The organism is Leuconostoc carnosum, from assembly GCF_007954525.1.
Classification (GTDB): domain Bacteria; phylum Bacillota; class Bacilli; order Lactobacillales; family Lactobacillaceae; genus Leuconostoc; species Leuconostoc carnosum.
In genome coordinates, this window is record NZ_CP042374.1 from 794,955 (window position 1) to 814,156 (window position 19,202).

The 19,202-nt window shown below is 39.8% G+C and carries 33 protein-coding genes; 1 reads left to right on the forward strand and 32 read right to left on the reverse strand.

Annotated elements, in window-relative coordinates; genetic code table 11:
- The first annotated feature begins 28 nt into the window (after positions 1–28).
- A complete protein-coding gene (locus tag FGL89_RS03850) occupies positions 29–1,027 on the forward strand; it encodes a polyprenyl synthetase family protein (RefSeq protein ID WP_014973713.1) in 999 nt (332 codons plus the stop codon).
- A gap of 56 nt (positions 1,028–1,083) precedes the next feature.
- On the opposite strand, the gene rplQ is transcribed toward FGL89_RS03850, so the two are convergent.
- The 32 genes from rplQ to FGL89_RS04010 all read right to left on the reverse strand — a co-directional run bounded on the left by rplQ (position 1,084) and on the right by FGL89_RS04010 (position 19,189).
- Complete coding sequence (gene rplQ, locus FGL89_RS03855; protein WP_014973712.1) at positions 1,084–1,467, reverse strand: 50S ribosomal protein L17; 384 nt, start codon at positions 1,465–1,467, stop codon at positions 1,084–1,086.
- Positions 1,468–1,504: 37 nt separating this feature from the next.
- Positions 1,505–2,449, reverse strand: a complete 945-nt coding sequence (locus FGL89_RS03860; RefSeq protein ID WP_135198006.1) for a DNA-directed RNA polymerase subunit alpha — start codon at positions 2,447–2,449, stop codon at positions 1,505–1,507.
- Between the two features lie 46 nt (positions 2,450–2,495).
- A complete protein-coding gene (gene rpsK, locus FGL89_RS03865) occupies positions 2,496–2,882 on the reverse strand; it encodes a 30S ribosomal protein S11 (protein ID WP_014973710.1) in 387 nt (128 codons plus the stop codon).
- 123 nt (positions 2,883–3,005) lie between these two features.
- On the reverse strand, positions 3,006–3,377 hold the full coding sequence (gene rpsM / locus FGL89_RS03870; protein WP_014973709.1) for a 30S ribosomal protein S13: 372 nt from the start codon (positions 3,375–3,377) through the stop codon (positions 3,006–3,008).
- A gap of 87 nt (positions 3,378–3,464) precedes the next feature.
- Positions 3,465–3,584: a 50S ribosomal protein L36 gene (gene rpmJ / locus FGL89_RS03875; RefSeq protein WP_002816013.1), complete on the reverse strand. Its 120-nt coding sequence runs from the start codon at positions 3,582–3,584 to the stop codon at positions 3,465–3,467.
- A gap of 45 nt (positions 3,585–3,629) precedes the next feature.
- The gene (infA, locus tag FGL89_RS03880; protein ID WP_002816015.1) at positions 3,630–3,845 is read right to left on the reverse strand and encodes a translation initiation factor IF-1; all 216 of its coding nucleotides are present in this window, start codon (positions 3,843–3,845) and stop codon (positions 3,630–3,632) included.
- Between the two features lie 105 nt (positions 3,846–3,950).
- A complete protein-coding gene (locus FGL89_RS03885; protein ID WP_014973708.1) occupies positions 3,951–4,514 on the reverse strand; it encodes an adenylate kinase in 564 nt (187 codons plus the stop codon).
- A complete protein-coding gene (gene secY, locus FGL89_RS03890; RefSeq protein WP_014973707.1) occupies positions 4,507–5,841 on the reverse strand; it encodes a preprotein translocase subunit SecY in 1,335 nt (444 codons plus the stop codon). Before secY ends, FGL89_RS03885 begins: the two co-directional genes overlap by 8 nt.
- Positions 5,841–6,275, reverse strand: a complete 435-nt coding sequence (rplO, locus tag FGL89_RS03895) for a 50S ribosomal protein L15 (protein WP_014973706.1) — start codon at positions 6,273–6,275, stop codon at positions 5,841–5,843. Before rplO ends, secY begins: the two co-directional genes overlap by 1 nt.
- Positions 6,276–6,304: 29 nt before the next feature.
- A complete protein-coding gene (gene rpmD / locus FGL89_RS03900; RefSeq protein WP_014973705.1) occupies positions 6,305–6,487 on the reverse strand; it encodes a 50S ribosomal protein L30 in 183 nt (60 codons plus the stop codon).
- 11 nt (positions 6,488–6,498) lie between these two features.
- Entirely contained in the window at positions 6,499–7,005 is a 507-nt protein-coding gene (gene rpsE / locus FGL89_RS03905; protein ID WP_014973704.1) for a 30S ribosomal protein S5, read from the reverse strand.
- 18 nt (positions 7,006–7,023) lie between these two features.
- Positions 7,024–7,377, reverse strand: a complete 354-nt coding sequence (gene rplR, locus FGL89_RS03910) for a 50S ribosomal protein L18 (protein ID WP_014973703.1) — start codon at positions 7,375–7,377, stop codon at positions 7,024–7,026.
- 97 nt (positions 7,378–7,474) lie between these two features.
- On the reverse strand, positions 7,475–8,011 hold the full coding sequence (gene rplF, locus FGL89_RS03915) for a 50S ribosomal protein L6 (protein WP_014973702.1): 537 nt from the start codon (positions 8,009–8,011) through the stop codon (positions 7,475–7,477).
- Positions 8,012–8,035: 24 nt separating this feature from the next.
- Positions 8,036–8,434, reverse strand: coding sequence for a 30S ribosomal protein S8 (gene rpsH / locus FGL89_RS03920; protein WP_014973701.1), 399 nt, complete (start codon positions 8,432–8,434; stop codon positions 8,036–8,038).
- Between the two features lie 142 nt (positions 8,435–8,576).
- Entirely contained in the window at positions 8,577–9,119 is a 543-nt protein-coding gene (rplE, locus tag FGL89_RS03925) for a 50S ribosomal protein L5 (protein WP_014973700.1), read from the reverse strand.
- A gap of 23 nt (positions 9,120–9,142) precedes the next feature.
- Complete coding sequence (rplX, locus tag FGL89_RS03930) at positions 9,143–9,451, reverse strand: 50S ribosomal protein L24 (protein ID WP_014973699.1); 309 nt, start codon at positions 9,449–9,451, stop codon at positions 9,143–9,145.
- Between the two features lie 23 nt (positions 9,452–9,474).
- Positions 9,475–9,843 (reverse strand): 50S ribosomal protein L14, encoded by a 369-nt coding sequence (gene rplN / locus FGL89_RS03935; RefSeq protein ID WP_014973698.1) that lies wholly within the window; start codon positions 9,841–9,843, stop codon positions 9,475–9,477.
- A gap of 52 nt (positions 9,844–9,895) precedes the next feature.
- The gene (gene rpsQ, locus FGL89_RS03940) at positions 9,896–10,162 is read right to left on the reverse strand and encodes a 30S ribosomal protein S17 (RefSeq protein WP_014973697.1); all 267 of its coding nucleotides are present in this window, start codon (positions 10,160–10,162) and stop codon (positions 9,896–9,898) included.
- Positions 10,163–10,184: 22 nt separating this feature from the next.
- Positions 10,185–10,391: a 50S ribosomal protein L29 gene (rpmC, locus tag FGL89_RS03945; protein ID WP_014973696.1), complete on the reverse strand. Its 207-nt coding sequence runs from the start codon at positions 10,389–10,391 to the stop codon at positions 10,185–10,187.
- Positions 10,391–10,804 (reverse strand): 50S ribosomal protein L16, encoded by a 414-nt coding sequence (gene rplP, locus FGL89_RS03950; protein ID WP_014973695.1) that lies wholly within the window; start codon positions 10,802–10,804, stop codon positions 10,391–10,393. The genes rpmC and rplP overlap by 1 nt, the downstream gene beginning before the upstream one ends.
- A gap of 14 nt (positions 10,805–10,818) precedes the next feature.
- Positions 10,819–11,490 carry a 30S ribosomal protein S3 gene (gene rpsC / locus FGL89_RS03955; protein ID WP_014973694.1) on the reverse strand — a complete coding sequence of 224 codons (672 nt, stop codon included), beginning with the start codon at positions 11,488–11,490 and terminating at the stop codon, positions 10,819–10,821.
- Positions 11,490–11,846 (reverse strand): 50S ribosomal protein L22, encoded by a 357-nt coding sequence (gene rplV / locus FGL89_RS03960; protein ID WP_004911267.1) that lies wholly within the window; start codon positions 11,844–11,846, stop codon positions 11,490–11,492. The genes rpsC and rplV overlap by 1 nt, the downstream gene beginning before the upstream one ends.
- A 16-nt stretch (positions 11,847–11,862) precedes the next feature.
- Positions 11,863–12,144 carry a 30S ribosomal protein S19 gene (gene rpsS, locus FGL89_RS03965; RefSeq protein WP_014973693.1) on the reverse strand — a complete coding sequence of 94 codons (282 nt, stop codon included), beginning with the start codon at positions 12,142–12,144 and terminating at the stop codon, positions 11,863–11,865.
- Positions 12,145–12,161: 17 nt separating this feature from the next.
- Positions 12,162–12,995: a 50S ribosomal protein L2 gene (gene rplB / locus FGL89_RS03970; RefSeq protein ID WP_014973692.1), complete on the reverse strand. Its 834-nt coding sequence runs from the start codon at positions 12,993–12,995 to the stop codon at positions 12,162–12,164.
- Between the two features lie 22 nt (positions 12,996–13,017).
- Entirely contained in the window at positions 13,018–13,305 is a 288-nt protein-coding gene (gene rplW / locus FGL89_RS03975) for a 50S ribosomal protein L23 (protein ID WP_014973691.1), read from the reverse strand.
- Positions 13,305–13,928 carry a 50S ribosomal protein L4 gene (gene rplD / locus FGL89_RS03980; protein WP_014973690.1) on the reverse strand — a complete coding sequence of 208 codons (624 nt, stop codon included), beginning with the start codon at positions 13,926–13,928 and terminating at the stop codon, positions 13,305–13,307. The genes rplW and rplD overlap by 1 nt, the downstream gene beginning before the upstream one ends.
- Positions 13,929–13,960: 32 nt before the next feature.
- Positions 13,961–14,647 carry a 50S ribosomal protein L3 gene (rplC, locus tag FGL89_RS03985; RefSeq protein ID WP_014973689.1) on the reverse strand — a complete coding sequence of 229 codons (687 nt, stop codon included), beginning with the start codon at positions 14,645–14,647 and terminating at the stop codon, positions 13,961–13,963.
- A 64-nt stretch (positions 14,648–14,711) separates the two neighbouring features.
- Positions 14,712–15,020, reverse strand: coding sequence for a 30S ribosomal protein S10 (rpsJ, locus tag FGL89_RS03990; protein ID WP_014973688.1), 309 nt, complete (start codon positions 15,018–15,020; stop codon positions 14,712–14,714).
- A gap of 334 nt (positions 15,021–15,354) precedes the next feature.
- Positions 15,355–16,434 (reverse strand): ABC transporter substrate-binding protein, encoded by a 1,080-nt coding sequence (locus FGL89_RS03995; RefSeq protein WP_014973687.1) that lies wholly within the window; start codon positions 16,432–16,434, stop codon positions 15,355–15,357.
- A 2-nt stretch (positions 16,435–16,436) separates the two neighbouring features.
- Positions 16,437–17,264 (reverse strand): ABC transporter permease, encoded by an 828-nt coding sequence (locus FGL89_RS04000; RefSeq protein ID WP_014973686.1) that lies wholly within the window; start codon positions 17,262–17,264, stop codon positions 16,437–16,439.
- A 4-nt stretch (positions 17,265–17,268) separates the two neighbouring features.
- Positions 17,269–18,096 (reverse strand): ABC transporter permease, encoded by an 828-nt coding sequence (locus tag FGL89_RS04005; protein ID WP_041773177.1) that lies wholly within the window; start codon positions 18,094–18,096, stop codon positions 17,269–17,271.
- Positions 18,083–19,189, reverse strand: a complete 1,107-nt coding sequence (locus tag FGL89_RS04010; RefSeq protein ID WP_317845936.1) for an ABC transporter ATP-binding protein — start codon at positions 19,187–19,189, stop codon at positions 18,083–18,085. The genes FGL89_RS04005 and FGL89_RS04010 overlap by 14 nt, the downstream gene beginning before the upstream one ends.
- Positions 19,190–19,202 lie beyond the last annotated feature (13 nt).

The window sequence follows — 19,202 nt, forward strand, 5'->3', positions numbered from 1 at the left end:
ATACGCAAAGGAAACAGAGAAAATTAACATGTCAACCCCTACCTTACCTAATATTTGGAAAACATTTCCTGAATTAAAAGAACCCTTACAAGCTGTTTTAGTTGAAATGTCTTCTAGCTGGCATCTCGGATTTACTGAGATTGACGATGCTATTCGCTTACAATTAAATGCTGGTAAACTTGTCCGTCCCGCCCTGACATTGTTGTTTTCAGAACTAACAAACCAACCATACAATGCTCGCGCAGTATCACTTGGAGCCAGCGTTGAACTTCTCCACTTGGCAACCTTAATACATGATGACATTATTGATGATTCTAAACTCCGTCGTGGTCATGAAAGCATCCAAAGCCAGTTTGGTAAGGACACCGCTGTATATGCTGGAGATTACTTGCTCACCGGTATGTTTTCATTGCTAAATAATGCTGATAATACAAAAGCTAACCAGTTATCATTAGCTGCCTTAAAAGAGATTCTCTTTGGTGAACTGGTTCAGAAGCAAAATCGTTATGACGTCAATACCAATTTCACTTCCTACTTATCACAAATCCAGGGTAAGACGGCCGCACTTTTTAGACTGAGTGTCAGCTTTGGTGCAATTAGTGAGAATACTTACACTGACGACATGCTAAGCATTGTCAGCCAACTTGGTGAAAATATGGGAGTAACTTTTCAACTATTAGATGACTATCTTGATTTTGAATCTATCACAGAACATTTATCATTAGGAAAACCCATTGGACAAGATATTCGTAATGGCATTTATACCGCTCCCGTATTATTTGCTTTAGAAGATGAAGAAATTAACACTGAAGTTAAAGCACTTCTAACTAAACGTGATGACATCACCAATGAAGAGATGATTATATTACACGATCTCATTAATAATAGTCAAGCTATGTCAAAATTATCATTATTATTATCTGACTACAGTCAATCATTAGATACTTTGATTAAGCAACTACCTAATCCAAAATTACAAGACCAGCTTCAACACGTTAGTCAGTTATTGTTAAATCGCGACAAATAAAAACCCTTTGGTATATTTCCAAAGGGTTTTTGAATTATCATATTTAGATGTAATAATTAATCAACAAGTTCCAAGATGACCAATTGAGCGGCGTCGCCACGACGTTGGACAGTCTTGAGAATTCGTGTATAACCACCATTACGTTCGGCAAAACGAGGTGCAACGTCATCAAACAACTTTTGCAAAGCTGATTGAACTTTCACGTTGTCGCCGTCTTCAATAACGTCAGCAACTTCATTGCGGACAAAACCGGCAGCTTGACGGCGAGCAGCCAAGTCACCACGCTTACCTAATGTAATCATCTTATCTGTAGTCTTACGAACTTCTTTAGCGCGCGCTTCAGTTGTTGTAACACGACCATTGATCAAAAGATCAGTAGTCAAATCACGCAATAAAGCTTTACGTTGTGAAGATGTACGACCCAACTTACGATATGGCATTGGTGAATCCTCCTTTTTAGTAGTTTAAAGACATGTGTTAATCTTCCTTGCGGAATCCTAAGTTCATTTCTGTGAGCTTTTCTTGGATTTCATCAAGTGATTTCCGACCGAGATTACGCACCTTCATCATGTCAGCTTCGGTGCGATCCGTCAACTCTACAATAGTGTTGATACCGGCCCGTTTGAGACAATTATATGAACGAACAGATAAGTCTAAATCTTCAATTGGTGCAGAATCTGATGCACTTACTGCAACAGGTTCTGCTTCAACCATAACATTGGCTTCAGCTGCAACTGGAGAAATATCCATAAATAAGTTCAAATGTTCTGCCAAGATTTTAGAACCAAGGCTCAAAGCATCGCTAGGTTTAATTGAACCATTAGTCCAAATATCAAAAGTCAGCTTATCATAATCATCACGTGAACCAACACGTGTATTTTCTACATGGTAGTTTACACGTTCGATGGGTGTGTAAATTGAATCAACTGCCAAAACGCCAATAGGCATTTCCTCACGCAATTGCTTGTTTTCGTCTGCTGATGAATAGCCACGACCTTTAACTGCCGTAACTGTCATATGCAAAGACTTTCCTGCTGCCACAGTAGCGATATGCAAATCAGGATTCAAAACTTCTACATCCGCACCTGCTTGTAAATCAGCTGCAGTAACTTCTGATGGTCCTTGAACATCAATTTCAAGAACACGTTCCTCATCTGAATCAATCGCCAACACAACTTTTTTCAAATTCAAAATTATTTGTGTGACATCTTCGACAACGCCATCCACTGTTGAAAATTCGTGGACAACGCCATCAATTTGCACCGTATTAACGGCTGCGCCTGGAAGCGATGATAACAAAATACGACGCAATGAGTTACCTAGCGTTGTACCGTAACCACGCTCAAGAGGCTCTACAACAAATTTGCCATAGCGGGCATCCTCTTCGATGTTATGAATATTTGGCTTTTCAAATTCAATCATCTGTAATTCTTACCCCTTCTTTCACAGCAAGAGCAATGAAAATCAATTAAACACGACGACGCTTTGGTGGGCGTGATCCGTTGTGGGGAACTGGTGTAACATCTTTAATTGATGTTACTTCCAAGCCAGCTGCGGCCAAAGCACGGATAGCTGATTCACGACCAGAACCTGGTCCTTTAACAGTAACCGCAACAGTGCGCATGTTCATTTCCATGGCACCTTTTGCTGCTGCTTCTGCTGCCATTTGAGCAGCGAATGGTGTTGACTTACGGCTTCCCTTGAAGCCAAGTGCACCAGCCGATGACCAAGCAACAGCGTTACCTTGTACATCAGTAATCATGACGATAGTGTTGTTAAATGTTGCGTGAATATGAGCTACACCAGCTTCGATATTCTTCTTCACACGACGCTTACGCGTTGTACGACCTGCCATAAAATTGGCCTCCTATTCAATACTTTTCGTATAATTTCTCGGGTTAATTAAATTAACCAACATTACGCAACTATGGTTGCGATAATCATGTGCCGTACCGATTAGGATACAACAAGAGAAAGATTACTTTCTCTTACCAGTAATTGCCTTAGCTGGGCCTTTACGTGTACGGGCGTTGTTCTTCGTGTTTTGTCCACGAACGGGCAAGCCCTTACGATGACGAATGCCACGGTATGAAGCAATTTCTTGCAACGATTTAATATCCAAGGATATCTTACGACGCAAGTCACCTTCAAGTTGCAAGTTTAACTTGTCAACTGTTGCACGGATAGCATCTTCTTGATCTGCTGAGAGATCACGAACACGAACCTCTTCAGACACACCAGCTTCAGCTAAAATATTTTGTGCAGTAGTATTACCGATTCCGTAGATGTATGTTAAGCCGATGACAATACGCTTGTCACGTGGCAAATCAATACCTGCAATACGAGCCATAACAATGTACCTCCTATTTATATTTTGAAAACGACAATTATGTCTATTTACAATCTTAATTTAAATCCATACTTGCTTTAGAAATTATTACTTTCCAGCGCGTTGCTTATGCTTAGGGTTAGCTGAGCATATAATCATCGTGCGACCATTACGCTTGATAACGCGGCAAGCATCACACATCTTTTTAACTGATGGGCGTACTTTCATAATCCATTCCTCCTATTCGGTTAACTGATTATTCCAAATCACTTCTTAACGGAAACGATAAGTAATACGACCCTTTGTTAAGTCGTATGGTGACATTTCTACTGTGACACGATCCCCTGGCAATATTCGGATAAAGTTCTTACGAATCTTACCTGAAACATGTGCCAAAATAACCGCACCATTCTCGAGTTCTACTTGGAACATCGCATTTGGTAAAGTTTCTTTCACTTTACCTTCAATTTCGATGACATCATTGGCCATGCACTTAACCTCCTGTGCTAATAATGTTCAACATTGTCGATAAGCGCCTAGCCTATCAAATTATATCAAATATATTGATACTTCTCAATGTGATTTTAGAAACTTTTATAAGTTATCCAAAACGCCTTTCACATCACGATACACTTCAGCCAGTTCACGTCCGCCATCTATCGTGTGCAACACGCCTGCTTTTTTGTAATAGTCTACTAATGGCAAGTTAGCTGCTTTATTGACTTCCAAACGGTTATCAATAACTTCGGGTGTATCATCTGCACGACCTCGCCCCAAAAGACGTTCGCGCAATAACGAATCAGTAACTTCAAAGTAAAGCGTAGCTGAAACTGAATTGCTTTTTTTATCTAAATAGTTATCCAAAAACTCGGCTTGTGCCTCATTACGTGGGTAACCATCTAACATGAAACCATTCTCTTCAACGTCTGCTTGACTTAGACGATCAGCAACCATCGCGTTTGTAATTTCATCAGGAACTAAGTTTCCAGCATCCATATATTCACGTGCCTTCTTACCTAGTTCTGTATCATTAGATAAGTTTGCACGGAAAATATCTCCGGTAGAGATATGTACGTTTGGATAATCTTTCACGATGAAGTCTGCTTGTGTGCCTTTACCAGCACCAGGCAAACCTAATAAAATCAAATTTTTAGCCATTAGTTGCCTCCCGATTTACTAACTGATCCTTGGTTATAAACCCAATATAATTTCTCTTTTGCATCAAACCATCAATCTGACGAATTAAGTCCAACGCAACACCAATTGCAATTAACAAACTAGTGCCACCTAAACCAATTTTTTCATTTAAGCCCCAAATATCTGATGCGATTAGTGGTACTAATGCTACAAAACCTAAGAATATTGAACCAACAAAGCTTAAATTCAATAGTAATTTTGAAACAAAAGATTTCGTCTCATCACCAGGTCTAACACCAACGATATAGGCGCCTTGCTTTTGCAGATTTTCCGCTAATTTCTCAGGGTTAACTTGCACAAAAGCGTAGAAATACGTAAAGACGATGATTAATATAGTATAGAGAATTGCACCAGGTAGTGTTGTCATACTAAATATTTGTTGCATGACTTGATACCATTGAGCCGATGCATATTTATCTTGAAATGCTAACATAATTGTTTGTGGCGTACTAATAAATGATGAAGCAAAAATTACTGGGATAACACCTGACACATTAACCTTTAGTGGTAAATATGCTTCACTACCATATGAAGTTGCAGAACGCGTATATTGCATTTGCAACCGACGTGTAGCTTCATAAAACCAAGTAGTAATTGCTACAACTAATATCATTGCGGCAATCAAAACAACCATGAAAACAATACCATTTGTTAAATCACTTGCACCTGCTTGTAAAATATTTTCTTTGAAAATTTCATACAAACCTTCAGGTGCTTGAGCGATGATTCCAGCAAAAATAATCATAGAAACACCGTTTCCTAGACCTTTTTCAGTAATCATTTCTCCCAGCCACATTGCAAAAAATGTTCCAATTGTCATGACCGAACCGATCACGGCAAATGACATGACATTATTTGTTTCACTGACTAATCCGTAGGCAGACAAGGAATTAAATCCAGCTGTAATACCCACAGACTGTACAAAAGCAAGCACAAGTGTTAGCCAACGCGTGGCGTTGTTCAACTTTCGCCGACCAACTTCACCCTGCTTACTCCATTCAACAAAGCGAGGCACGATATCTAATTGCAAAAGTTGCACAACAATTTGTGCCGTCACGTACGGTGAAACACCCATTGCAAACAATGAGTAATTCATCAGACCGCCACCCGAAAAGATATTCAGAATGTTCATCAATCCGGAGTTAGCCATATTCGTCATAGCTGCTGGATCAACACCTGGCACAGTAATATGTGTTCCAATTCTGTAAATAAACAAAATTAAAAAAGTCCATCCAAGCTTTTTACGAATATCTTTTTCACGTACTGCATTAAATAACGTGCTTAGCATTAAATTACCTCAGTTGATCCACCAGCTTGTTCAATAGCAGATTTTGCAGCGCCTGAGAACTTATGTGCCTTGATATTTAACTTCTTATCAAGTTGACCAACGGCCAAGATTTTAATTCCTGACTTTTGATTCTTAACAATACCATTTTCAATCAAAAGTGCTGGTGTTACTTCTGTGCCATCTGCAAATGTATTCAACTTGTCCAAGTTGACAACAGCGAATTCCTTACGTGAAATATTTGTAAATCCACGTTTTGGAATACGACGGTACAAAGGCATTTGACCACCTTCAAAGCCCAAACGTACTTTGCCACGAGCCTTTTGACCCTTTTGACCACGTCCAGACGTTTTACCGTTTCCTGATGACGTACCGCGACCTACACGGTTACGCAACTTGCGTGAACCTTCAGCAGTTTGTAATTCGTTTAAATTCATCTTTCGGTACCTCCTTATTTATATAGTTATTACTTTACTTCTTCAACGTTTACAAGATGGGCAATATGAAAAATTGCACCACGAGTAGCTTCGTTATTAGGCTTCACCACTGAGCTAGACACGCGTCCAAGTCCAAGAGACTTAACAATTGCGCGCTGCTTTGGTAAGCGATGAGCCGCACTCTTAATCAAAGTGATTTTTAAATCAGCCATTTTATCGCTCCTTATTCAGCTAAGTGTTCCAATGAAACACCACGCAAAGCTGCTACTTTTTCAGCATCTTTCAAACTAGTCAAAGCATCAAAAGTTGCGCGGATAACGTTAACAGGTGTAGCTGAGCCAAGTGACTTCGCAGTCACGTCAGCAATACCTGCTAGTTCCATAACAGAACGAGCGGCACCACCAGCAGCAACACCAGAACCTTCTTCGGCTGGCTTAATCAAAATTTTACCGCCGCCCCATACGCCAAGAACGTCATGAGGAATAGTTGTAACAACTGTAGGAACAGTAATCAATTTACGCTTAGCATCTTCAACAGCTTTACGAATAGCTTCAGGCACTTCTTGTGCCTTACCAGTACCAAAACCAACATGTCCTTGCTTATCACCAACGACAACCAACGCTGCGAAACGCAAACGACGACCACCTTTGACAACCTTTGTGACACGGTTAATAGAAACAACGTTTTCTTCTAATTCACCAAGTGACTTAGGGTTAACGAATTCAACCATTTTATATTCCTCCTTTCCTTAGAACTTCAAACCGTTTTCACGGGCTGATTCTGCTAATGCTTGAACACGACCGTGGTACAAGTAGCCACCACGATCAAAGATAACATCTTCGAGTCCTGCAGCTTTTCCACGTGTAGCGATCAATTCACCAACTTTAGTAGCTTGTTGCGTTTTTGTACCTGATACTTCTGTATCATGGCTTGAGGCACTTGCTAGCGTTACACCCTCTACGTCATCAATTAATTGCGCGTAGATGTTTGCATTAGAACGAAATACGTTCAAACGTGGGCGAGCAGCAGTACCAGAAATCTTTCCACGAACACGCTTGTGGCGCTTTACGCGGAGCTTATTTTTATCTGGTTTTGAAATCATAGCTGTGCTTTCCTTTTCTGATGGCTTTCACCATTTTAATATATTTATTAGTTTTACAAGTTAATAACACTGTCTAAATAAGAACCTAAATAGGTTTTTACTTTCCAGTCTTACCTTCCTTACGACGAACAACTTCACCTTCGTAACGAATACCTTTACCTTTATAAGGTTCTGGTGAACGAACAGCACGAATTTCAGCTGCTAAATCTCCAACTTTTTGCTTTGAAATACCTGAAATTTTGATAGTCAATGCATCTGGCACTTCAACTGTCAACTCTTCGCGATCTTCAAAGACAACTGGGTGTGAGTACCCAACTGACAAAGTCAACTTTGATCCTGACTTTGCAGCACGGTATCCAACACCAACAAGCTTCAATGTCTTAGTGAATCCTTCAGATACACCTTCAACCATGTTAGCAACGTTTGCACGCGTTGTACCATGCAAAGCTCTTGTCTTACTGTCGTCACTAGCACGTGAAAATGCAACCTCAGTGCCTTCGATAGACATCGAAATTTGTGATGCTATTTCACGTGATAATGTTCCCTTAGGGCCTTTAACAGTGACAGTGTTATCTTCATGTGATACTTCAACACCTGCTGGTAATGTAATTACTTTATTTCCAATACGGCTCATGGTAAGTCTCCTTTCTTAGATATATTACCAAACGTAAGCGAGAACTTCGCCACCAACTTGCTTTGAACGTGCTTCTTTATCAGTGATAACACCTGCAGAAGTTGAGATAATAGCAATTCCCAAACCATTCAAAACCTTTGGTAGTGCGTCAGCCTTAGTATACTTACGTAAACCTGGCTTTGAAACACGCTTAATTCCTGTAATCACGCGGTTACGGTCTTCACCGTACTTAAGAAATACACGGATAACACCTTGCTTGTTATCTTCAATGTATTCCACATCGCGGATGAAACCTTCTGATTTCAGAATTTCAGCAATGCTCTTTTTAATTTTTGATGCTGGAATTTCAACGATTTCGTGATGTGCCAAATTGGCATTACGAATACGTGTCAATAAATCAGCAATTGGATCAGTCATAGACATCTATCGATATCCTCCTTTTATTTTTGAACGAGACATAGTTAAATGACACGCTCTTAACTATTATAGACTATTTTCGTCAATAACAGTTAAAAACGCGTCACTCTTTTTTAATTAAGAGTAACAAGCGTTTTTTAACGACTAATTACTTGGCAAATGGTAGACCCAAAAGTGCCAATAATTCGCGACCTTCTTCATCGCTTTGGGCAGTTGTTACAACAACAATGTCCAAGCCACGTACGCGGTTTACTTTGTCGAAATCGATTTCTGGGAAAATCAATTGTTCACGAATACCTAAAGTGTAATTACCACGACCATCAAAGGCCTTTGATGATACACCACGGAAATCACGAACACGAGGCAATGAAACATTGATCAACTTGTCTAAGAATTCATACATACGTTCGCCACGTAATGTAACCTTAGTTCCAATTGCCATACCTTCACGCAATCGGAAACCAGCGATTGACTTCTTTGCCTTTGTAATTACTGGCTGTTGACCAGCAATCAACTTCAATTCTTCAACCGCTTCATCCAAGTTCTTTGAGTTTGAAACTGCATCACCAACACCCATATTAAGAACAATCTTCTCAATTTTTGGTGCTTGCATTGATGATTTAAAGTTAAACTTTTCGATCAAAGCAGGTTGAACTTCATTAACATATTTTTCTTTTAATGCGTTAGCCATGAAAATGATTTCACCTTTCAATATTAGCCTAGTACGTTACCAGACTTTTTAGATACGCGAACTTTCTTGCCATCTTCAATTTTGAACGCAACTTTAGTTGGTTCATTTGTTGAAGGGTCAAGCAGTTGCACGTTTGATACGTGGATTGGTGCTTCGATATCGATAACACCACCCTGTGGGTATTCGTTAGAAGGCTTTTGATGCTTTTTAACGATGTTCACGTTTTCGACAATGACACGTTCTGTTCCAGCAACAGTCTTAGTGATTGTGCCTTCTTTTCCCTTATCTTTGCCGGCAATGACGCGAACCTTATCACCTGTTTTTACAAACATGATTTGGCTCCTCCTTGTCAGTATTAGAGCACTTCTGGTGCCAATGAAACGATACGCATATAGTTGCTGTCACGCAATTCACGTGCAACAGGGCCAAAAATACGTGTACCAACTGGTGACTTGTCGTCCTTAACGATAACAGCGGCATTTTCATCAAAGTTGATGTATGAACCATCTGTACGACGAACGTCAGAAACAGTACGAACGATAACAGCCTTAACGACGTCACCCTTCTTTACGTTACCACCAGGGATAGCTTGCTTAACTGTAGCAACAATAACGTCCCCTACACCAGCAAACTTACGGCCTGAACCACCGAGCACTTTAATCGTCAAGATTTCACGTGCGCCAGAGTTGTCAGCCACTTTTAAACGACTCTCTTGTTGAATCATGGTTCTTCCTCCTTAGTTAGCAATTAATTACGACGATTTAGTATCGAACGAATTAGAGAATAACTGCCTCTTCAACGATCTTAACCAAACGGAAGTGCTTAGTTGCAGACAAAGGACGTGTTTCCATGATTTGAACAATATCGTTATCCTTAGCGCTATTGTTTTCATCATGGGCTTTAAACTTCTTTGTGTACTTAACACGCTTACCATAAACAGGATGAGTCACATAAGTATCAACAGCAACAGTAATTGTTTTGTCCATCTTATCTGATACAACACGGCCTTGGTAAACCTTACGAGCATTACGTTCTTCACTCATTTTTCAGCTTCTTCCTTTCGTCTTATTTATTGGCATTTGCCAATTCTTGTGCACGGATAATTGTCTTAACTCGTGCAATGTCCTTACGAACTTGTGCAATACGTGCCGTGTTTTCAAGTTGACCAGTAGCCAATTGAAAACGTAGGTTGAATAATTCTTCCTTGAATTCGGCTTCGTGCTTTTGCAAATCCGCAAGTGACAATTCTTTTAACTCACTTGCTTTAGCCATTATTCAGCCTCCCGAGCAATAATCTTTGTACGTACAGGCAACTTGTGTTGTGCTAAACGTAATGCTTCACGCGCAGTTGCTTCAGGAACACCTGCGACTTCAAACATTACCTTACCACGTTTAACTGGTTCAACCCAACCTTCAGGTGCACCTTTTCCGTTACCCATTCGAACACCGACACCTTTAGATGTATATGATTTGTGAGGGAAGATTTTAATCCAAACCTTACCACCACGTTTCATATAACGTGTCATTGCAGTACGGGCAGCTTCAATTTGACGGTTAGTAATCCAACTTGAAGTTGTTGCTTGCAAGCCATATTCACCGAATGATACCGTCTTGCCACCTTTTGCTTCGCCACGCATGTGACCACGGTGTACACGACGGAATTTAACACGCTTTGGTACTAACATGTTTGCTTCCCTCCTTACTTACTGTTCTTTTTTTGTGGTAAAATGTCACCACGATAAATCCAAGTTTTGATACCCAAGTTACCGTAAGCAGTCATTGCTTCGTCCCATGAATAATCAATATCTGCGCGTAAAGTATGCAAAGGCACGGTTCCTTCAGTATATTGTTCAATACGAGCAATATCTGCGCCGTTCAAACGACCAGAAACCATTACTTTGATACCCTTAGCACCTGAACGTGTTGTGCGTTGAATAGCACCACGCATTGCGCGACGGAAAGCAACACGGCGTTCCAAATCACCAGCAATTTGTTGTCCAACTAAATGAGCAGACAAATCAGGTTTCTTGATTTCAACAATATTGATAAAGACACGTTTTGAACGTCCCTTTTCATCAACATCAGTCAATTTGGCAAGTTGTGTACGAAGCTTTTCAACCTCGGAACCACCTTTACCAATAACCATGCCCGGCTTAGCTGTGTGAACAGAAACGTCAACACGAGATTTTGTGCTACGTTCAATTTCGATGCGATCAACTGCGGCGTCCGCTAAATTCTTTTCGATATACTTACGAATACGCAAGTCTTCGTGAAGTTGGTTAGCATAATCAGCCTTGTCAGCAAACCACTTTGCATCCCAGTCGCGAATAACGCCAACACGGAATCCAGTAGGGTTAATCTTTTGACCCATTACTTTGCCTCCTTCTCAGCAACCACAATTGTAATGTGGCTTGTACGCTTATTGATAGGTGAAGCAGAACCCTTGGCACGAGGACGGAAACGCTTAAGCGTAGGTCCTTCGTTAGCAAAGGCTTCCTTCACAATAAGATCTTCTCGGTCTAATGAGAAGTTATTTTCAGCATTAGCAACTGCTGAGTTCAAAACCTTGTAAATATCTTCAGTAGAAGTGTTAGGTAGGAACTTCAAAATTGCGTATGCTTCGTTAACGCTCTTACGACGAATTGTGTCAAGAACCAAGCGTGCCTTACGAGGGGCAACGCGAACGATCTTGGCTGTCGCACGAGCTGAAGTAACTTGTTCAGCCATTTTTCAATTTCCTCCTTTATTTTTTACCAGTCTTTTTATCATCAGCCTTGTGACCTTTGAATGTACGAGTTGGAACAAATTCGCCCAACTTGTGCCCAACCATGTCTTCTTGGACATAAACTGGGACATGCTTGCGACCATCATAAACGGCAATTGTGAAACCGATAAAGCTTGGGAAGATTGTTGAACGACGTGACCAAGTCTTGATTACAGATTTCTTTTCAGAATCAACTTGCGCCTCAATCTTCTTAAGCAAGTGTGGGTCCGCAAATGGTCCCTTTTTTAAACTACGAGCCATTAGTTATCTCCTTTCCCTTACTTACTCTTACGACCGCGAACGATAAGCTTTGTTGACGCCTTCTTATTATCGCGAGTCTTCTTACCAGCGGTCTTCTTACCCCATGGTGACATAGGACTTGGACGACCAACTGGTGCTTTACCTTCACCACCACCATGCGGATGATCGTTAGGGTTCATTACTGATCCACGAACATGTGGACGCTTTCCACGCCAACGGTTACGTCCAGCTTTACCCCAGTTAATCAATGAATGTTCAGCATTACCGACTTCACCAATTGTTGCACGGTTAGTCGCTAGGACCAAACGAACTTCACCTGATGTAAGACGTACAATGACATATTTTCCATCTTTACCTAAGATTTGTGCTGACGTTCCAGCTGAGCGAGCCAATTGACCACCTTTACCAGGCTTTAATTCAATATTATGAATCAAAGTACCTTCAGGAATGATACCTAATGGCAAGGCATTGCCGATCTTAATGTCGGCATCAGGACCAGATTGTACTTTATCGTTAACCTTAAGTCCTTTTGGCGCCAAGATATATGACTTAATACCATCTTCATACACAACCAAAGCAATATTGGCAGTACGATTTGGATCATATTCGATAGCTTTAACAGTAGCTGTCTTGTTATCTTTAATACGCTTGAAATCTACCACACGGTAGGCTTGCTTGTGCCCACCAGCATGGTGACGCACTGTCATACGACCAGAATTATTACGAGCTCCAGTCTTTGACTTTTTTGCCAACAAACTCTTTTCGGGCGTTGATTTTGTAACTTCAGAAAAATCTGAAGTCGTCATATTACGACGTCCGTTAGAGGTTGGCTTATACTTCTTGATAGCCAATGTCTTATCCTCCTATTTAGAATTAACCTTCGTTAAAAATTTGAATATCTTTTGAATTTTTTGACAACGTTACCGTTGCCTTTTTCAACTTACGTGTGTAACCAACATAACGGCCCTGACGCTTTTTCTTACCACGGACATTTGCTGTGTTCAAGCCAGAAACTTGAACGTCAAAAATTTCTTCAATAGCCTTCTTGATTTGAGGCTTTGTAGCGCGGACATCAACTTCGAAGACATAGCGCTTACGTTCAGTTTGCGCCATTGATGCTTCAGTGATGATAGGGCGACGGATAATATCGCGTGCATCCATTAGGCAAGACCTCCTTGGATTTCTTCGATTGATGATTGAACAATCACCAGCTTATCTGCATTAACAACATCAAGTACGTTAATACCCTTTGTTGTCATAACTTGAACATTAGCCAAATTACGTGCTGACAAGATTGCATTTTCGTTATCTTCATCAACAACTACTAATGTTTTTGTGCTAGCTGACAAGTTTGTCAAAACTTTTTTAAAGTCTTGTGTCTTAGGTGCCTCAAATGACAAAGCATCGACAACAACTAACTTTCCATCAGAAACCTTTTGTGACAAAACTGACTTCAAAGCCAATTGGTATGCTTTACGGTTAATGCGGTATGCATATGAGCGAGGTGTAGGTCCGAAGACAATACCACCGCCACGGAATTGCGGTTCGCGAATTGAACCGGCACGTGCACGACCAGTACCCTTTTGTTTCCAAGGCTTACGTCCACCACCAGAAACCGCTGAACGATTTTTAACAGAATGTGTACCTTGACGCATTGATGCACGTTGCATCAAAACGGCGTCTGTAATAACGGCGTTATTAGGTTCGATAGCAAAAACTGTATCGTTTAATTCGATTTCAGTGGCTTGACTACCATCTTGCTTTAATACAGCAACTTTAGTCATGATTGATTGTTCTCCTTTCTATATAAATTATATTAAGCTTCTTCAGTTGCAACAGCAGATGCAGAGGCACCAGCCATCTTAACTTCAGGATGCTTTGCATTAACTTTAACAGTTGACTTAACTGTCAAAAGTGACTTGTTTGCACCAGGGACGTTACCCTTCAACAACAACAAGTTATTTTCAACGTCAACATGAACGATAGCAACATTTTGCATTGTGCGCTTGTTGTTACCCATGCGTCCAGGTAATAGCTTACCCTTAAATACACGGTTGATAACAGCACCCATTGAACCTGGGCGACGGTGGTAACGAGAACCGTGAGCCATAGGTCCACGAGACTGACCATCTTTCTTGATGTTACCTTGGAAGCCATGTCCCTTCGTGATTCCGGTTACGTCGACGTAATCACCAGCTGCGAATGTATCAACCTTGATCTCATCCCCTGCGTTAAATTCGCCTTCCGCATTGCGGATTTCACGAACGTAGCGCTTAGGGGTCGTGTTTGCTTTAGAAGCGTGACCTTGTTCAGGTTTGTTTGACAAAACTGCGCGCTTATCTTGGTAACCAAGTTGTAATGCATTATACCCATCTGTTTCTGCATTTTTAACTTGCAAAACAGTGTTAGGTGTAGCTTCAACAACAGTTACGGCGATCAATTCACCAGTTTCAGTGAAAACCTGAGTCATACCGACTTTACGGCCTAAGATACCTTTAGTCATGACTAATCTCCTTAATTATTTTCTTAATTTTGCCTCAGTGAGGTCTGAAATGTATCCGTTAAGATTATAACTTGATTTCAATTGCAACACCTGATGGCAATTCAAGTTTACGCAATGCGTCAACTGTCTTGTCAGTAGGGTTCACAATATCGATCAAACGCTTGTGCGTGCGCATTTCAAATTGTTCACGGCTATCCTTGTGCTTATGTGGTGAACGTAGAACTGTATACAATGTACGTTCAGTTGGCAATGGGATAGGGCCAGCAATTCCTGCGCCCGTACGCTTAGCTGTTTCAACAATTTTTTCTGCTGATTGATCTAAGATACGGTGTTCGTATGCCTTCAAACGGATACGGATCTTCTTTTGTGCCATTATTTCGTGCCTCCTCGTTGATTTTGTAAATCAGCTAACTCCGATTAAAAACCGACAACACTGCTTGTGTTTTGCGCGCCCTCGGCAACGCGGCCGCGCGTGTCGCAACCTTAACCATCATCGCTAAATATTGATACACCAGTATTTTGAGCGGTTTATGTAATGACCTTCTCAAAAGCGTACTTAAATATAATACCAAAAAAGCAATCACAATGCAAGGCTTTTAGCACGATTTAATTCGACTTTTTATGATCACCGCTTATGCCCATATTTCTAATCAATTTTAAAAGTTGTATCAAATAAAAAACAACGTTAGCGTTGTCTATTTTATTTATTAGCGTTGTGTCATCTTAAATTCTAAGAAAGCATCATTATACTTCTCAGTCCATTTTCGTCCCAAATCATCATACACTTGCAGGCGCTCAACAACCTTAGCGTTTGGATAAAATTGTTGATCTGTACGAATTGCTTTTGGTAACATTTGGAAAGCTTTTTTATTAGGTGTCGCATAACCAATGTATTCAGCATTTTGCGCTGCATTTTTTGGATCGTTCATAAAATTCAAAAAGGCATAGGCCGCATCCTTGTGTTTAGCTGTTCTTGGCATGACAATATTATCAAACCATAAGTTAGAGCCCTCGCTAGGCACAAGATAATGCAAATGACTATTATTCGACATGGCTTCAGCAGCTTCACCCGAATATGTGATGGCAATTGCCGCCTCTTCTTGAGCCATGTACATTTTAATTTCATCGGCCACAATAGCTTTAACATTAGGCATTAATGTCGTTAGTTTTCCCTGTGCCGCAGCCAAGTCAGCAGCTGAACGTGTATTGACAGATTTATTTTGTGTCATCAAAGTAAATCCCAAAACATCTCTGGCAGAATCAATCAGCATAATTTTATTTCTAAATTTTGTCGACCACAAATCATCCCAATGTTTAATATCTTTAGCATTGACAAATTTATCATTATACAGAATACCCAATGTTCCCCAGAAATATGGTAAAGAATATTTGTTACCTCGATCAAAAATTTGATTGAGAAAGCGATCATCATAATTTTTTAAACCAGTTAATCGACTGTGGTCTAGAGGTAGTAACAAATTTTCTTTCTTCATTTTTTCTAGCATATATTCGGAAGGAATGGTTAGGTCATAAGAAGTGCCACCCTGTTTGATTTTGGTATACATCGCTTCATTAGAATCAAATGTTTCGTAACTTACCTTATAACCTGTTTCGCGCGTAAACTTTTTAAGTAACGCTGGATCAATGTAATCTCCCCAATTATAAAGATTCAACACCTTCCCTGATGATACACCAGAACCTGTTTGTGTAGAAAAATAATTTTTTAAGCCAAACAACATCATAAGCAACACAAACAATGATAAAACACTAACAAGTATTTTCTTCATGATTATAAGCCCTCCGATGCAGGTAAGACGAGGCGTGTTCCACGTTTCTTACTTTTTGCAAAACGTGTCGAGATGACATAATATATGAACACCAATGCTAACGATACCAAAAACATCATCGCAGACAAGGCGTTAATTTCCAGGCTCACACCTTGTCGTGCACGAGAGTAAATTTCTACTGATAACGTTGAGAAACCATTACCTGTCACGAAAAATGTCACAGCGAAGTCATCTAATGAGTAAGTCAAAGCCATAAAAAATCCTGCTAATATGCCTGGTGAGATGACCGGTAAAATAACGCGCGAAAGCATTTGCCAATTACCAGCACCTAAATCTTTTGCAGCGATTACTAATGACTGGTTCATTTCTTGCAGTCGTGGCAAGACCATCAATACTACAATAGGAATACTAAAGGCAATATGTGCCAATAATACTGAAACAAAACCAAGCGAAAATCCTACTACCGTAAATAAAATTAAGAAAGAAGCACCAATAATAACATCCGGCGATACCAATAAGATATTATTTAATGACAGAAAAATATTTTTCGTCAGCGCGTTTGTTTGATTATATATATACAATGCACCAGCTGTGCCAATAACCGTTGCCAAAAGTGATGACAACAAAGCAATCAAAAAGGTGTTAACAATAATTTCTAATATGCGGGTATCAGCAAATAATTCATTATAATGCTTAAGTGAAAAGCCATCCCATCCTTGCATGACATCCCCTGCGTTGAAAGAATAGACAACCAGAAAGAAAATAGGTAAATATAACAATATAAAGACGAATAACAAATATAAGTAAGACCATTTAATTTTTTTATACATTATCTCAGCCTCGCTTTCGTGAATGCTTACGGACGCGATCACGAGTAATACTCATCGTAATGACCATCGCAATAATCAAAATAACACCAATCGTTGAACCTAAGTGCCAATTTTGCGTGACCAAAAAGTGTTCTTCAATGGCTGTACCCAAGGTAATGACACGGTTACCACCGATTAAACGTGTGATCATAAATAATGACAAACTCGGGATAAAGACTGCTTGAATCCCAGCTTTGACACCTGTCATAGATAGCGGCACAGTTACATACCGTAACGTCTGCCATTTATTTGCACCTAAATCACGACTAGCTTGCTCTAATCGTGGGTTGATTTCAGCTAATGAATTAAAAATAGGTAAAATCATAAAGGGGATTTCAATATAGGCCGCAACTAAGAGAAAACTCCAATCAGAAAACAATAACTGTTTAGGCGCGATTCCCCACAAATTCAAGAAAGTATTTACTGATCCTGTTTTCGATAATAAACCAATAAATGCATACGTCTTTAATAACAAATTAATCCAAGTAGGTAAAATAATTAAAAGTAACCAGAATTGTTTTTGCTTTAATTGATTCAAAAAATAAGCCGTAGGATAACTGATAATTAAGGTGATAATTGTAATTAAAAAAGCAAACCAAACTGAGTTAAATGTCATCCGTAAATACGTACCACTGGAAAAATATATAGCATAGTTATTCAGCGTAAAATGCCCGTTTTGAGTCATTAAAGATTGAACAACAAGTAGGCACAGCGGTACAATTACGAATAACAGCAGCCACGCACCATATGGCACTAGATAGAATAATTGACGTTGTTTCTTACTCCGCGGCATCATCATCATAACTCTCCAAGCGTGCATCAAAGTCATCCTCAGATTCATTAAATCGCATAATATGAATATCTTCGGGATCAAACGTTAAGCCTAGCCGCGAGCCCACGGTTGCTTTATTAGTAGCTTGTACTTGCCATTCATTACCATCATCATCAATAGCGGTGATTTCATAATAATCCCCTCGAAATGACTGGTCTTCAATTGTTACAATTAACTTAGCCTGATCTACTGTCGTCAAATCCAAATCTTCTGGACGTAGAACAACCTCAACACGTTCGTTTGGTCGCATACCAGCATCAACATTTTCAAAATCTTTACCTACGAAATGCACCAAATAATCGGCTTTCATAATACCATCTAAGATATTTGATTCGCCAATAAAATCAGCAACAAAATGGTTAATCGGCTCGTCATAAATATCTTCCGGTGAACCATTTTGTTGTATGACACCATCGTTCATGACGAAAATCCAATCCGACATAGCCAAGGCTTCTTCTTGATCATGTGTTACGAAAACAAAAGTAATCCCCAAACGCTGTTGAATTTCGCGTAATTCAGACTGCATATCCTTACGTAACTTATAATCTAATGCCGATAATGGCTCATCTAACAATAATATCTCTGGATCATTTGCTAAAGCACGTGCGATTGCTACACGTTGACGCTGACCACCGGACAATTCATTAATTTCTCGATCAGCAAACTGACTTAATTTCACTAAATCAAGCATTTCTGTGACTTTTGTCTTAATCGTGGCTTTATTCATACCTTTAATACTTGGTCCGAAAGCCACATTGTCATAAACATTCATATTTGGAAACAATCCGTAATCTTGAAAAACCGTATTCATATTACGTTTTTCAACAGGCACATCATTAATAACATTGCCTTCAAACAATATATTGCCGTGTGTTGCAGTTAACTGACCGGAAATCAAATTTAAGATAGTCGTTTTTCCTGAACCTGAAGGTCCTAATAACGTATAAAATTTACCTGCTTCAAGTTCCAAATCAATATTCTTCAAAACTTCATTATCATCATATGATAAACTAATGTTTTTAAACTCAATAATTGGTGTTGATGTATTAGTCAATGCCCAATCCTCA